Annotated in this window: 15 protein-coding genes; 6 read left to right on the top strand and 9 right to left on the bottom strand. The window is 68.9% G+C overall.

What is annotated here, in order from left to right:
• Positions 1-26: 26 nt before the first annotated feature.
• The gene (locus tag ASD38_RS10585) at positions 27-587 is read left to right on the top strand and encodes a DUF1579 domain-containing protein (RefSeq protein ID WP_235523817.1); all 561 of its coding nucleotides are present in this window, start codon (positions 27-29) and stop codon (positions 585-587) included.
• Here the strand turns inward: ASD38_RS10585 and ASD38_RS10580 are convergent.
• From ASD38_RS10580 to ychF, 4 genes are all read right to left on the bottom strand, one after another.
• A complete protein-coding gene (locus tag ASD38_RS10580) occupies positions 584-1,270 on the bottom strand; it encodes a dienelactone hydrolase family protein (protein ID WP_056459920.1) in 687 nt (228 codons plus the stop codon). The two genes, ASD38_RS10585 and ASD38_RS10580, sit on opposite strands and share 4 nt — an antisense overlap.
• 2 nt (positions 1,271-1,272) lie before the next feature.
• Complete coding sequence (locus ASD38_RS10575) at positions 1,273-1,953, bottom strand: dienelactone hydrolase family protein (RefSeq protein ID WP_056440720.1); 681 nt, start codon at positions 1,951-1,953, stop codon at positions 1,273-1,275.
• 104 nt (positions 1,954-2,057) lie between these two features.
• Positions 2,058-2,747 carry a hypothetical protein gene (locus ASD38_RS10570; protein ID WP_156390659.1) on the bottom strand — a complete coding sequence of 230 codons (690 nt, stop codon included), beginning with the start codon at positions 2,745-2,747 and terminating at the stop codon, positions 2,058-2,060.
• Between the two features lie 190 nt (positions 2,748-2,937).
• Positions 2,938-4,038, bottom strand: a complete 1,101-nt coding sequence (gene ychF, locus ASD38_RS10565; RefSeq protein ID WP_056440725.1) for a redox-regulated ATPase YchF — start codon at positions 4,036-4,038, stop codon at positions 2,938-2,940.
• A gap of 713 nt (positions 4,039-4,751) precedes the next feature.
• Between ychF and ASD38_RS10560 the strand changes: the two genes are divergently transcribed.
• The gene (locus ASD38_RS10560) at positions 4,752-4,970 is read left to right on the top strand and encodes a hypothetical protein (protein WP_056459917.1); all 219 of its coding nucleotides are present in this window, start codon (positions 4,752-4,754) and stop codon (positions 4,968-4,970) included.
• 4 nt (positions 4,971-4,974) lie between these two features.
• On the opposite strand, the gene ASD38_RS10555 is transcribed toward ASD38_RS10560, so the two are convergent.
• The 3 genes from ASD38_RS10555 to ASD38_RS10545 form a co-directional block, all read right to left on the bottom strand.
• The gene (locus ASD38_RS10555; protein ID WP_056459916.1) at positions 4,975-5,223 is read right to left on the bottom strand and encodes a DUF2188 domain-containing protein; all 249 of its coding nucleotides are present in this window, start codon (positions 5,221-5,223) and stop codon (positions 4,975-4,977) included.
• Between the two features lie 240 nt (positions 5,224-5,463).
• Positions 5,464-6,471, bottom strand: a complete 1,008-nt coding sequence (gene cobS, locus ASD38_RS10550; RefSeq protein ID WP_056440733.1) for a cobaltochelatase subunit CobS — start codon at positions 6,469-6,471, stop codon at positions 5,464-5,466.
• Between the two features lie 127 nt (positions 6,472-6,598).
• A complete protein-coding gene (locus ASD38_RS10545) occupies positions 6,599-7,018 on the bottom strand; it encodes an RcnB family protein (protein ID WP_056440736.1) in 420 nt (139 codons plus the stop codon).
• Between the two features lie 234 nt (positions 7,019-7,252).
• Here ASD38_RS10545 and ASD38_RS10540 point away from each other — a divergent pair, with 234 nt between their 5' ends.
• On the top strand, positions 7,253-7,969 hold the full coding sequence (locus tag ASD38_RS10540; RefSeq protein WP_442857026.1) for a phosphatase PAP2 family protein: 717 nt from the start codon (positions 7,253-7,255) through the stop codon (positions 7,967-7,969).
• A gap of 75 nt (positions 7,970-8,044) precedes the next feature.
• Positions 8,045-9,265 carry a hypothetical protein gene (locus ASD38_RS10535; RefSeq protein WP_056459911.1) on the top strand — a complete coding sequence of 407 codons (1,221 nt, stop codon included), beginning with the start codon at positions 8,045-8,047 and terminating at the stop codon, positions 9,263-9,265.
• Between the two features lie 21 nt (positions 9,266-9,286).
• Here ASD38_RS10535 and ASD38_RS10530 read toward each other — a convergent pair whose 3' ends face one another.
• Entirely contained in the window at positions 9,287-9,937 is a 651-nt protein-coding gene (locus tag ASD38_RS10530) for a J domain-containing protein (protein WP_056440742.1), read from the bottom strand.
• Between the two features lie 59 nt (positions 9,938-9,996).
• Here ASD38_RS10530 and ASD38_RS10525 point away from each other — a divergent pair, with 59 nt between their 5' ends.
• Together ASD38_RS10525 and cdd are read left to right on the top strand one after the other, a co-directional pair.
• Positions 9,997-10,269 carry a BolA family protein gene (locus tag ASD38_RS10525; protein WP_056441183.1) on the top strand — a complete coding sequence of 91 codons (273 nt, stop codon included), beginning with the start codon at positions 9,997-9,999 and terminating at the stop codon, positions 10,267-10,269.
• Between the two features lie 105 nt (positions 10,270-10,374).
• On the top strand, positions 10,375-10,818 hold the full coding sequence (gene cdd / locus ASD38_RS10520; protein ID WP_056440744.1) for a cytidine deaminase: 444 nt from the start codon (positions 10,375-10,377) through the stop codon (positions 10,816-10,818).
• A 93-nt stretch (positions 10,819-10,911) separates the two neighbouring features.
• Here the strand turns inward: cdd and ASD38_RS10515 are convergent, their stop codons facing one another.
• Complete coding sequence (locus ASD38_RS10515; RefSeq protein WP_056459908.1) at positions 10,912-12,963, bottom strand: alpha/beta hydrolase family protein; 2,052 nt, start codon at positions 12,961-12,963, stop codon at positions 10,912-10,914.
• Positions 12,964-12,983 lie beyond the last annotated feature (20 nt).

The following is a 12,983-nucleotide window of genomic DNA, read 5'->3' as shown; positions in this document are numbered from 1 at the left end:
GAGTCCTGTCCGCCCTTGTCCTCCCCGTGACGTTTGCCGCGACCCTGGCCGCGGCGGCCGCGCCCGCCCTGGCCCAGAGCCCGCCCGACCCGGCGGCGCGGGTCGCCAAGCAGCAGGCGGCGATGAAGGCCCTGTCCTGGATGGACGGCGTCTGGCGCGGTCCGGCGATGACTACCCGGCCCGGCGGCGTCAAGGTCACGATCACCCAGACCGAACGCAGCGGGCCGCTGCTGGGCGGCGCGGTGCACGTGGTCGAGGGACGCGGCTACAACGCCGATGGCTCAACCGGCTTCAACGCCCTGGGGATCATCTCCTACGACCCCGACAAGGACGCCTACAGCATGCGCTCCTACGCCATGGGCCAGGCCGGCGACTTCCCGATGACCCTGACCCCGACGGGCGCGGTCTGGACGATCCCGGCCGGGCCGGCGACGATCCGCTACACGATCACCGCCAAGGACGGCGTCTGGCATGAGGTCGGCGAGCGGGTGGTCGAGGGCCAGCCCCCGATGGCGTTCTTCGAGATGACCCTAAAGCGGATCGGCGACAGCGACTGGCCGGCGGCGGGCGCGATCCCGCCGAACTAGGCCTCGCCCCGCGCGCCGCCCGCCCGCTGGAACAGCTGCAGGGTCCGCAGCATCGCCAGGCTGGCGCTGTCGGCGTGATAGCCGTTGGGCGCGACGAAGGCGTGGCCGGCGTCATAGAGCCAGACGGGCAGGTCGGGGTGGGCGGCGGTGATCGTCTCGACGTCGGCGGGCGGGATCAGCGGGTCGGTCCGGCCGAAGTGCAGGATGGTCGGGATCTTGGGCTGCTCGTCGACGTAACCCGCGATGTCGCCGCCGTAGAAGCACGACACCGCCGTCAGGCCGGTGCAGCGGGCCGAGGCCAGCCAGGCCGTCGTGCCGCCGAAGCAGAAGCCCATGGCGAAGACCTTGCCCTTGTCCGCCAGCAGGTCGATCGCCGCCTGCACCCGGGGGAGGGCCGCCGCGCCCCAGCCGCTGGCCAGGCCCATGGCCATGCGGGCGTCCAGGTTCGGTGGGTCGAGGTCGTCGGCCGGAAAGGGGGCGTCCGCCGCGTCCAGCAGGCTGGGGGCGATCACCTCGTAGCCCTGCTCGGCCAGGCTGTCGGACAGGGCGCGGATGTGCGGCGTGACCCCCCAGATGGCGTGCAGGATCACCAGCCCGCCCCGCCGCGCCTCGCCGGGCGGGGCGTGGTAGGCCGAGACCGCCTCGCCGTCGGCGGTCGTCAGGACAATGCGGGCGCCGGCCATGGTCAGGCCGCTCCGTGAGCCGCGAACAGGTCCAGGCTGCGTCGGCGGGCCAGCTTGGCGTCCTCGAGGTCGGAGTCTGGCCGGCCGTCGTTGTTGAAGCCGTGGCCGCTGTTTTCGTAGATGTGGACCGGAACCTCGGGGTGGGCCGCGGCGAGTTTGGCCTTCACCGCCTCGGCGGGGATGTGGCCGTCCTTGCGGCCCAGATGGACGATCACCGGCGCGTTCAGCGGCAGCTCGGCGTTGGCCGCGATCATGCTGCCGTAATAGGCCGCCCCCGCCGCCAGGCCCTTCAGCTTGCCAGCGGCCAGCCAGACCAGCGAACCGCCCAGACAGTAGCCGACCGCGAACACCGGGCCGCGCGCGGCCAGGGCGTCGATGCAGGCCTGGATGTCGGACAGCATCTTGTCCAGCCCGATCGTCTGAACGTGGCCGATCCCGATCGGGAAGGCGGCCGGCTCGTGGTCGGCGGCATAGCCGGGGGCGGCGCGGTCGAAGAGCGACGGCGCCAGCACTTCGAAGCCCAAGGCCGACCAGCGCGCCACGTCGGCCAGCACATATTGATCCAGACCGAAGATCTCCTGGACCACCACGATCCCGCCCCGACGCTCACCCTCGGGCTCGGCATGGGCGGCGGTGAACGAAAAGCCGTCGAGGGCGGAGGTCAGGGTCGTCGTCTGGGCCATGGAAGCGCTCCGGATACCGATCGGGGGCCACGCTGACGCGCGACCCCCGGGATCTACACCAATCGTCTCTGTTCCGGAGGCCCGAGCCTCCGCGACGGCCGTCCTCAGCCCTTGCCGGGCTTCAGCGAGCAGGCCAGGCCCGCGGCCTTGGCCTCGGTGCAGCTCATGGCCTGAAGGCCGGCCTTCGAACGCGGCTGGGGCGCGTCGATGATATAGCCGGACCCGCCGTCGCACAGCACTTCGTAGCGCGAGATGGCCGGATCGCCGCCGCCGCCCAGATAGGCGCCCTGGGTCGGCTTGCAGGCCAGGCCGGCCTTCTTGGTCAGCGAGGCCAGGCCGTCGGTCGAACCGACATTGGCCTTCAGGCGGCAGGTGGTCAGCTTCGGGCCCCGGCCCTTCTGGGCCTTGGCGGAGGAGAGCAGCGCCACGCAGTCATAGGCCGTCAACGCCGCGCCGGTCTTGGTGACCACCCAGCCGAAGTCGTTCTTGCAAGCGACCTCGTAGCTGACGGTGCGCACGCCGGCGCGGTTGGCGTTCATGATCAACCCGGCGTCCACCAGTTCGCAGGCCACGCCGGCCTCGGTCGCCAGGCTCTGGGCTTCGCGCTGCTGCAGCGGGTTGGCCGATTCGCGGAAGCCTTTCCCGGCCGCATCGGCGGCGTTCATTTTGTTGGCGAAGTTCGGATCGGTGAACTCGCGTTGGGTGTAGTTCGAAGCGGTCGGCAGGCCCGGCGCCTGCGCCATGGCCACGGTTGCGAGACTGGCGAACGCCAGCGACAGGATCAAAGCTCTCATGAAAACCCCCAAGGTGACTGTGCCGTGCGCGGCTCCCACCACGCTTGGCGGCTATCGAGACTCGTCGCGCGCCGGATTTCAAGGTCGGAATGCCGGCCCTGGGGCGTCGCCGACGGAAAACCCGGGGATGTGATCCTGGCGGAGGCCGTCCTCGCGGCGCCGTGGCGGGCGAGGACGGCGGATCAGGCCGCTAGACGTTGAACCGGAAGTGCATCACGTCGCCGTCCTTGACGACGTAGTCCTTGCCTTCGGCCCGCATCTTGCCGGCTTCCTTGGCGCCGCTTTCGCCGCCCAGCTTGACGAAGTCGTCGAAGGCGATGGTCTCGGCGCGGATGTAGCCCTTCTCGAAGTCGGTGTGGATGACGCCGGCCGCCTGCGGGCCGGTGTCGCCGACGTGGATGGTCCAGGCGCGGGCTTCCTTGGGGCCGACCGTGAAATAGGTTTGCAGGCCCAGCAGGTTGTAGGCCTCGCGGATAAGGCGGTTCAGGCCCGGCTCGGCCAAGCCCAGGGTCTCGAGGAACTCGCTGCGCTCGTCGGCGTCGAGCAGGGCGATCTCGCTCTCGATCTGGGCCGAGATCACCACGCTGTTGGCGTTGTCCTGGGCGGCGCGAGCCGCGACCAGGTCGCTGTACTTGTTGCCCTTGTCGGCGCTGCCTTCATCGACATTGCAGACATAGAGCGCCGGCAGGGCGGTCAGCAGCTGCAGCATGTGCCAGGCCTTCTCGTCGTCGGCGTCGATCTTGGCGACGCGCGCCGGACGGCCTTCGCGCAGTTGGTCCAGGGCCAGGTTGGCCAGGCGCAGGGTGTTGGCGCTGTCCTTGTCGCCGCCGGTCTTGGCGCGCTTCTCCAGGGCGGGAACGCGCTTTTCCAGGCTCTCCAGGTCGGCCAGCATCAGTTCGGTCTCGATGATGTCGAGATCGCTGATCGGGTCGATGCGGCCTTCCACGTGGACGATGTCACCATCCTCGAAGCAGCGGGCCACGAAGGCCACGGCGTCGCAGTCGCGGATGTTGGCCAGGAACTGGTTGCCCAGGCCCTCGCCCTTGCTGGCGCCGCGCACCAGGCCGGCGATGTCGACGAAGGTGATCCGGGCCGGGATGATCTCCTTGCTGCCGGCGATCTTGGCCAGGGCGTCCAGGCGCGGTTCGGGAACGGCCACCTCGCCGGTGTTGGGCTCGATCGTGCAGAACGGATAGTTGGCGGCCTGGGCCGACGCCGTCTGGGTCAGGGCGTTGAACAGGGTGGACTTGCCGACATTGGGCAGGCCGACGATGGCGACTTTAAGGGCCATGGATCTCTCGTGAACTTCGGTGGCGCGCGCTTAGCACGGATCGCGCGGGAAGTCCCAATCCTCCGCCCCCTCTGGGGGCGGACAGACCGCGAAGCGGTCAGGTTTGGGGCAAGTGTTCGCGGGCACGATCTCTCGTTCTCACGCGGCAAGCCGCTGAGGAGATGGAAAGGGTCGCGGAGCGCCGGACACCGTCCGGAGAACTTTGAATAGATACCGTTTCGACGAAGCCCGATCGCTCCGCGCCATCGTTATCCGGAAGCCCGCGGCGCTGAGCCCTGTTAGGGCCTCGCCGCCTTGAAGCTTCCGACGGGCGGGCCAGGTCAACGAACCCCGGTCCCGGACCGCGAACGTGTCACCGTCCGCCTGCTGCTGCTGTCCCTACGCACGCGGACAACACCGCCGACAGAGCTTCCCGCTCGATCGCCCCCCGCCGCCGCATCGGTCGCTGGCCATGCGCCCTTTCCCTGCGTCGAGGTGAGACAAGGATACGGGCGCCGCGAAAGGGTGCGGGGAATAAAGATTTAAGCGAGCCAGTTCAGCGCCCTAGGGCCGAATGTCGTGTGACCTTGCGGCGCCCCATGGGCCGGGCGCCTGGCCGGCCCGCGCGACGGCAGTGTCGGCTGGCTGACCGACGATGCATCCGCCGTCGCGCTAGATTCCGCTCGGGCGATGGCTGGTCGGCATGGCGGACCCTTCGCTCGGGGCGGGCGAGCATGGGGAAGACCTACACCTTCGTGGGCTTGAGCGCGGACGGCCGTTCGCCGTTTGTCGACATCCGCGTGTTCGAGAACGGCGAGGATCCGGCGATCCACGCCCGCGGGGTGCTCGACGAGCATCGCAGCTGCGCGCGGATCGAGGTCTGGGACGGTCACGTCCGCCTGTTCACGGTCGGCCGCGACCTCGCGGATACGGGCGAGGTCGCGCCGCGCTGAAGCCCTATTTCTTGCCGTCGACCACGTGGGTCGTGGGACGGTCGTCCCCGGCCGACAGTTCCTCGCGCCACTGGCCGCGCTCGTCCTCGTACGAGATTCCCGTCTCCTCGCCCGCCACCCGCTGCTCGCCGGCCGCGCGCTGGGCGGCGTGCAGGGCCGCGTCGTGGGTGCGGAAGGTCTCGGAGAACACCTCGCCCACCTTGTAGGCCCAGCCGCCGTCGTGCTCGACGATGATGTAGGTGATGTCGGTCATGGGCGCGGCTCCGTTCGGGTTGCTCAGAGAAACTGCGCCTCGAAGGGCGCGGTTCCAAGCGGGAAGTCTTGAAGGGAGGGGGGCTGGCCTTCTCCTCACCCGCAACGCGGGGGAGGTGGCGCGATGCGAATCGGCCTCTGCCCGAGACGCCCCCTCCGTCACGTCGCCGATGGCGCCGCGCCACCTCCCCCGTTTCACGGGTGAGGAGAAGGAAGAGAGGGCCCGTCTAGTAGGGCGACCCTAAGCCACCTTCACCCGCGCCGCGCTCTCCGGCAGATCCGTCCCGAACGCCCGCTGGTAGAACTCGGCCACGGTCGGGCGTTCCAGTTCGTCGCACTTGTTCAGGAAGGTCAGGCGGAACGCCAGGCCGATGTCCTTGTCGAAGATTTCGGCGTTCTGGGCCCAGGTGATCACCGTGCGCGGGCTCATGACGGTCGAGATGTCGCCGTTCATGAAGGCGTTGCGGGTCATGTCGGCAACACGGACCATGGCGGCGATCGTGCGCTTGCCTTCCGGGGTGTCGTACGACGGGTTCTTGGCCAGGACGATGCCGGCCTCGACGTCGTGGTCCAGATAGTTGAGCGTCGTGACGATGCTCCAGCGGTCCATCTGGCCTTGGTTGATCTGCTGGGTGCCGTGATAGAGCCCCGTGGTGTCGCCCAGACCGATGGTGTTGGTCGTCGAGAACAGCCGGAAATAGGGGTTGGCGCGGATCACCCGGTTCTGGTCGAGCAGGGTCAGCTTGCCGCCGGCCTCCAGCACGCGCTGGATGACGAACATCACGTCCGGGCGGCCGGCGTCGTATTCGTCGAACACCAGGGCGATCGGGCGCTGCAGGGCCCAGGGCAGGATGCCTTCGCGGAATTCGGTGACCTGCTTGCCGTCCTTCAGGACGATGGCGTCCTTGCCGACCAGGTCGATGCGCGAGACGTGGCTGTCGAGGTTGACCCGCACCAGCGGCCAGTTCAGCCGGGCGGCGATCTGCTCGATGTGGGTCGACTTGCCGGTGCCGTGATAGCCCTGGACCATCACCCGCCGGTCGTTGGCGAAGCCGGCGCAGATCGCCTTGGTCGTCTGCGGATCGAACTTGTAGGCCGTGTCGATCTCGGGGACGTGGCTGTCCTTGTGGCTGAAGTACGGAACCTTCATGTCGCTGTCGACGCCGAACGCGTCGCGAAGCGTGACCCACTTGTCGGGGGCCAGGGTGATCAGGGGATCGGCGGCGTGGCTGTCGGTCAGGTCGGGCATGCTTTGTGGATTACCGCCTTGACCCAGGGGAGGGGAAGGGGCGAGGGCCCTTTCAGGCTTGAAAAATGCAAACGCCCCGGACGGCGGAACCGTCCGGGGCGCTCGAATGAGGTCCTTGGGAAAGGGCCTAGTTGTTGGCGATGATCACCGAGGCGATCAGGCCGGTGGCCACGGCGGCCAGGATGTAGCTGTCGTCCACGCGCTGCCAGCGATAGCCGCGGGGCGGGGCGCGCAGGCCGTGACGGCGATAGTCGGTCACATAGTAGCGGTGGTCGCGGTAGCGGGCGTCCAGGCGCTGGCCGCGCTGCCAGTGGCGATACTCGTGGCGGGCGTCGCGGCGATCGTGGCTGTAGTCGCGACGGTCGTGGCCATAGTCGCGACGATCGTGGTCGTAGCGGCTGTCGTGACGCTGGTCGTAGCGGCTGTCTTGACGCTGGTCGTAGCGGCCGCGGTCGTCATAGCGTTGGCCCGCGGCCATGGCCGTGCCCGACAAGGCCGTACCGGCCAGCAGGGTCGCCGCGAGGGTGGTGATGATCAGACGCTTCATAACGAGGTCCTTTCCTGTTGTGTGGCAGTCCGACACTGCCGAACCTCTTCGATAGTCCGACACTAGCGAGAGTGGTTTGGACCGGACATGAACGGCGCTGGTCAGGAATGGTTCATCCTGTTTCAGGGCCGCAACATTTGGTGAGCCACGGGGAATACTTGTGCGGCGCGAAATCGATTTTTGTGCGTTCACTTGCACATGATGAATTTGTCCTTCTTTCAGCCTCGCCGGGATTTGCCGCGACTGCTAAGCGCCGCCCGGAGCGAACTGGGCGCGGTCGCCGCGCTGCTGATCGTGGCGGGGGGGCTGCTGGCCTTCCTGCACGTCTCCGACGAGGTGGCCGAGGGCGACACCCGCGCCTTCGACCTGGCGGTGCTGAAGGCGCTGCGGCTGCCGGGCGATCCCAACAGCCTGATCGGGCCCAAATGGCTGCACGTCGCCGCCACCGACATCACGGCCCTGGGCTCGGTGACGGTGCTGGGGCTGATCGTGGTCCTGGCGCTGGCCTTGATGCTCTGCCTCAAGCGCTGGAGCGAGGCCCTGGTGGTGCTGGTCGGCGCCGGCGGCGGGGTGGCGATCAGCCAGGGCCTCAAGCAGCTGTTCGGGCGCGAACGGCCGGATCTGGTCTATCGCGCGGTCGAGGCGGCGAATCCCAGCTTCCCCTCCGGCCACGCCATGCTGTCGGCCGTGGTGTTCCTGACCCTGGGCGCCCTGGCGGCCCGGTTCGCGCCCCTCAAGCGGATCAAGGCCCTGGCCCTGGGGGCGGCGGTGGTGCTCAGCGTGCTGGTCGGGGCCTCGCGAATCTATCTGGGCGTCCACTGGACCAGCGACGTGCTGGCCGGCTGGAGCCTGGGCGCGGCCTGGGCCATGGCCTGCTGGGTGGCGGCCTGGGCGTGGGAGCGGCGGTTCGGCGCTCCGGCGATTTCCCCGCGTGGGACGAACGCGCCCTGACGCTATCGTAAAGATGGTGTTATGGTTTCGCGCCCCTCCTGGTCGAGATCGGCCGCCGGCGGCGGGAGCGCGAAAATGCGAAAGCTGGCCACGGCCGTCTTCGTGACGGCGCTCGTCCTCGGGGCGGTGCTGATGCGCACGCCCGCGGTCGCCAACTTGATCGGCCTGACGCCGGCCACCTGCGGCGCCGGCGAATACATGGTCGGCGTCAGCGGCCGCGGCGGGGATTTCATCAACGCCATCCGCCCGGTCTGCCAAAGCTGGAACCCCGCCACCAGCACCGCGGGCCCGACCCGCAACGGCCAAACCCAGGGCGTCCCGGGGGGCGGCGAGGGCGTGGCGATCTGCCCGCGCGGCTCGGCCGTCAGCGGCATCGAGATCCGCCACGTGACCCAGGGCGAGGACATGTTCCTGCAATATGTCGCGCCGCAATGCCGAACCATCCTGCCGCCGCGCGACATCGTCCAGATCGGCCGCCTGCAGTTCGGCCAAGGCGGTTCGCCGACGCCCAGTTCGGGACCGACCTTCCACGGTTGCGGCTCGCGCGAGCTGGCGATCGGCATCTCGGTGGCGGTCGGCCGGGCTCATGTCGCCGAGGTCGACCTCAAATGCCAGTTCGCCCCTGGTCCGTCGCCCCCGATGACGAGCCGCGACACCGGGCATGGGACCAGGCTCTACACCGGCCCGACCATCCGCACGGCCAGCGGCGACGACGTCAGCCTCGATTTCTGCCGCGAGTTCGGGACCAACTGCGGCCAGGCGGCCGCCAACGCCTTCTGCCGGGCCCATGACGAGCTGGTGGCGACGGCGTTCGAGCCCGCCTCGCGGATCGGCGTGACGGCGGTCATCGCCGATGGTCGCATTTGCGGCCCGACCTGCGACGGCTTCCGCAGCATCGAATGCGGCAAGGCGGCCGGCCCGGGATCGGTGTTCACGCCTCGCCCGCCGCTCTCGGTGACGCCGTCGGCGACGCCATCCCCATCCCCCGCGCCCGCGCCGCCGCCGCCCACGACCCATGTGCCGGTCGCCCAGATGACCGGCGTCATCTATCGGAATCCGGAGATCACCGCCGCCACGGGAGAAACCGCCCCTCTGGACTGGTGCCGCGACTACGGGAGCGAATGCGGCAAGCCCGCGGCCGACGCCTTCTGTCGAGCGCAAGGCCATGCGCGGGCCGATCACATTCAGCCGCGACCGGACATCGGCAGAACGGTGATCATCGCCACCGGCGCGATCTGCGCCGATCCGACCTGCGACGGCTTTCGCCTTGTCGAATGCGTCCGCGCCGGGGAGTAGCCGGCGGCGGGTTCGGGCGGCCTACTTCGCCAGCCCGGACTTCTGCAGCGTCTTGTAGGCCTTGATCACCCGCTGGAGCTTGTGCTCGGCGCTGCGGTCGCCGCCGTTCATGTCGGGGTGGCAGCGCTTGAGCAGGTCCTTGTACTTGGCGCGGATCGCCGCGCCGTCGGCGCCGGCTTCCAGATCCAGGTCGGCCAGGGCCTGGCGTTCCAGCTTGCCCAGGGCGCGACCGGCCGAGGCCGATTCGGCCTTGCGCTGCTGGGCGCGGAACAGGCCGAACGGGTCGTTGAGGTGACGGGCGTCGCGGGCGGCGGCGGCGGCGGCCTCGCGCGAGCGCGAATCGGCCTTCATCGACCAGGTCGGTCGGCCGCCGGTCATCTTCTCCTGCTCCTGCTGCGAGCGGATCTGGCCCTCGCTCATGCCGGCGTAGAAGTTCCAGTTCTTGTTGTACTCGGCCGCGTGCCGCTGGCAGAAATTGTAGTAGACCCCCGGCATGTCGCGTGACTTGGGCGCCTTGGCCGTCGCGGCCGAGCGGCACTCGGGGTGATCGCAGCGCACTTCGCCCGGTTTCAGGGCGAAGACGTCGTTCTCCCGAGCCGCCTCCTCCGGCGATTTGGGGGGGCGGACACGGATGTCGAAAAACTTGGGGCGATATTCGAAGTCGGCGCTCATGGCGCTTAGAGTAAGCCGCAGCTATTTCCGTTCAAGGATTGACAAGCAAGGAAGCCATCATGGGCGCCGTCGCCGATGCCATCGCCGCCAAACTGACCACCGCTTTTTCGCCCACCAGGCTGGAGGTCGTCGATGACAGCGACCGCCACCACGGCCATGCCGGGCATCGCGAGGGCGGGGAGAGCCACTTCAACCTGTTGATCGAGGCCCAGGCCTTTGCGGGCAAGGCCCGGGTGGCCCGCCAGCGGCTGATTTTCCAGGCCCTGGCCGAGGAGATGGCGGGCCCGGTCCATGCCCTTTCGATCGTCGCCAAGGCGCCGGGCGAGGCCTGATCCCTTCGTGCGAAAACGGGCTTGCCAGGGCGGCCCGCGACTGATTGCCTCTCCGCCCGGCGCGGCCCTGCAAAACGGCAGGAAACGCCGGCGAACGAGGCCGGCATGAGCGCGACAGAGAATTCCACCCCGATCCCGATCTTTTTGGACCAGGACAGCGAAGCCGCCCTGGCGGCAGCCTTGCCGGCCCTGCTGGCGCGGTCCTACGCCCGCTATTCGAACTTCACGGTGGCCGCCGCGGTGATCGACGCGGACGGCCGCGCCCACCTGGGGGTCAATGTCGAGAACGCCGCCTATCCGTCCGGCACCTGCGCCGAGCAGACGGCGATCGGGGCGATGGTCACGGCCGGCGGGCGCGGCATCGCCAAGGTGCTGATCGCCGCCGGCTCCGACGCGGTGGTCCAGCCCTGCGGCGCCTGCCGTCAGCGCATCGCCGAATTCGCCACCGGCGCCTGCGAGATCGTCTCGGTCCAGGGCGGCAAGGCCACGCGCCGCACGCCGTTCTGGAGCCTGCTGCCCGACTCGTTCGGGCCCCGCGACCTCGGCTAGAGCATTTTCAAGCGAAGTGGCCTCCGGTTCGCGTGAAGAAAATGCCCGAAACAAAGATCTAGAACCCCGGCCTGATGCAATCAGGCCGGGGTTCTAGAGCCCGCCCGGGCCGCAGTCCTTGGCCAGGAAGCTCTCGATCTCGGTCAGCTGCTGCACCGCCATGGCGGGGGTCCAGGTGTCCAGGGTGTGGCCCATGTCCTTGATCTCGAACGCCCGGTAGGGCTTGCCCGCCGCCTTGATGGCGGCGGCCACGCCCTTCATCTCGCCGCCGTCGGACACCGCCTGGTTGACGTCGCGGTCGCCGCGATACAGCAGCACGGGAATCTTGGCCTCGCCGGCGTGGGCCACCGCGTCCAGGCCCTCGACCGTCGGCCGCTGCAGCTCGCGCAGCTGGCGGTTGTTGAAGGTCTCGCGCTTGAAGCTGGCCAGCGAGCCCGGGGCGCCTGAAACAGCGCATTGATACAGACCATTGGGCCGGATGGCGGCGACCAGGGCCGCGTAGCCGCCGTAGGAATAGCCGAACATGGCGACACGGTCGGGCGCGGCGATCTTCTGGTCGATCAGCCACTTGGCGCCGTCGTCCTTGTCGTCCTGCATCTTCTGGCCCCATTCGCCGTCGCCGGCGCGCCACAGCTTCTGGCCCCAGCCGGTCGAGCCGCGGAATTGCGGTTGCAGCACCGCGTAGCCGCGGCTGGCGAAATACTGGGTCCAGCCGGTGGGGTCCCAGCCCAGGTCGTCGCGCGCCCACGGGCCGCCGTGCGGGGCGACCAGGGCGGGATAGGGCCCGGGGCCGAACTTGTCGGCCGGCGGCCTAGTCAGGAAGGCCGGGATCATCAGGCCGTCCCGCGCCGCATATTCGACCAGGGTCGTGTCGCCGAGCGTGGACAGGTCCAGGGCCGGATCGGCGGCCCTGCCCAGCAGGCTCAGCTGGCCCGTATCGGTGAGCCTGTAGAACTCGGACGGCTGGCGCGGTCCGCTCTTCTCGACGATCACGGTCTTCAGGTCGTCCGATCGCGAGATCACCATGGCGTTGGCGCCCGACGGCACGCCGATCTTGACCTGGGCGTTCGAGCCCGGATCGGTCCAGGTCATGGCGACGGTCTTGACGCCCAGGGCCGCGCGCACGCCCTTGTCGAGGGCGGCCAGCTTGTCGTCGGTCCAGTAGATGGAGGTGCTGGGCCCCTGGTAGGTGAAGCCCAGGATCTGCCCCAGACGAGCGGGCGTGCGGTCGATCAGCACGCCGCCGGCCTCGAACACCTTATGCTCGAACAGCGGCTCGGTGATCTTGCGTTGCTTGAGGTCGTATTCGTAGACGCCGGCCTTGTCGCGCCCCATGGACGAGCGGACGAAGACGATGTTCGGGTCGGTGGAGAACCCGACCACGTCCATGTTCTCGCGGTTCTTGGCGTAGTTGCGGAAGTGCTCGCTCCACTGCCCCGTGGCCGGGTCCTTGAACCATTGGGCGACATAGAGCTTGCCGTCCTCGAAGTCGGCCGACTGGCGGGCCCGGATCTGGCCGGTCAGGTCGGCGCGGTACGAGAAGTACTTCTCCGAGGCGCTTTCCAGCTTGGTGGTCTCACCGCTGTAGAGGTCGAGCTTGAGGATGTCGCCGCTGGAGCGCAGGCGCCGGTCCAGGACGATGACGTGCCTGGGGTCCTGCGGAAGGCTGTCCAGCAAGATGGCGTTGTCGAACTTGGCGACGTATTCGTCGACCGCCGAGCGGGCGTGGCTGGGGGCCAGCAGGCCGGTCCATTCCTTGCCCTGCAGGTCCGAGACGAACGAGCGGCGAAGGTGGCCGCGGTCGTCGTCTTCCGTGAAGACCTGGATCGTGTCGATCATCAGGCGGTCGCTCTTCAGGAAGCGCACGCCCTGGATGCGGACCTTGCCCGCGCCGATCACCGCGAAGGGTTTGCTCAGATCGTCGGTGTTCCACACCGAGATGGTGACGACATTGCCGTCGGCCGAGGTCAGGGCGGCCAGGTGCTTGCCGTCCGGCGCGATGCTTACGTCCGAGATCGCCGGGGCGCGGACCAGCGCGAAGGCGGAGGGAGGATCGCCGGCCCGGGCGATCACCGGCGCGCCCGAAAACGCCAGCGCGAGCACCGCGGCCGCGGCGCGCAGGCCGCCGGCTATCGAAATCGTCATCTGTTGCCCCACACGAATAC

Origin of the sequence: Caulobacter sp. Root487D2Y (assembly GCF_001427165.1) — a bacterium.
GTDB lineage: Bacteria > Pseudomonadota > Alphaproteobacteria > Caulobacterales > Caulobacteraceae > Caulobacter.
The sequence above is the reverse complement of the archived record's forward strand: the minus strand, read 5'-3'. Positions and strand labels throughout refer to the sequence as shown.

Excerpts from the sequence above, each read along its gene's own strand:
- ASD38_RS10580 (WP_056459920.1), bottom strand. The coding sequence starts at position 1,270 with ATGGCCGGCGCCCGCATTGTCCTGACGACCGCCGACGGCGAGGCGGTC.
- ASD38_RS10515 (WP_056459908.1), bottom strand. The coding sequence starts at position 12,963 with ATGACGATTTCGATAGCCGGCGGCCTGCGCGCCGCGGCCGCGGTGCTC.
- cdd (WP_056440744.1), top strand. The coding sequence starts at position 10,375 with ATGAGCGCGACAGAGAATTCCACCCCGATCCCGATCTTTTTGGACCAG.
- cobS (WP_056440733.1), bottom strand. The coding sequence starts at position 6,471 with ATGCCCGACCTGACCGACAGCCACGCCGCCGATCCCCTGATCACCCTG.
- ASD38_RS10560 (WP_056459917.1), top strand. The coding sequence starts at position 4,752 with ATGGGGAAGACCTACACCTTCGTGGGCTTGAGCGCGGACGGCCGTTCG.
- ychF (WP_056440725.1), bottom strand. The coding sequence starts at position 4,038 with ATGGCCCTTAAAGTCGCCATCGTCGGCCTGCCCAATGTCGGCAAGTCC.
- ASD38_RS10555 (WP_056459916.1), bottom strand. The coding sequence starts at position 5,223 with ATGACCGACATCACCTACATCATCGTCGAGCACGACGGCGGCTGGGCC.
- ASD38_RS10530 (WP_056440742.1), bottom strand. The coding sequence starts at position 9,937 with ATGAGCGCCGACTTCGAATATCGCCCCAAGTTTTTCGACATCCGTGTC.
- ASD38_RS10575 (WP_056440720.1), bottom strand. The coding sequence starts at position 1,953 with ATGGCCCAGACGACGACCCTGACCTCCGCCCTCGACGGCTTTTCGTTC.
- ASD38_RS10570 (WP_156390659.1), bottom strand. The coding sequence starts at position 2,747 with ATGAGAGCTTTGATCCTGTCGCTGGCGTTCGCCAGTCTCGCAACCGTG.
- ASD38_RS10535 (WP_056459911.1), top strand. The coding sequence starts at position 8,045 with ATGCGAAAGCTGGCCACGGCCGTCTTCGTGACGGCGCTCGTCCTCGGG.
- ASD38_RS10525 (WP_056441183.1), top strand. The coding sequence starts at position 9,997 with ATGGGCGCCGTCGCCGATGCCATCGCCGCCAAACTGACCACCGCTTTT.
- ASD38_RS10545 (WP_056440736.1), bottom strand. The coding sequence starts at position 7,018 with ATGAAGCGTCTGATCATCACCACCCTCGCGGCGACCCTGCTGGCCGGT.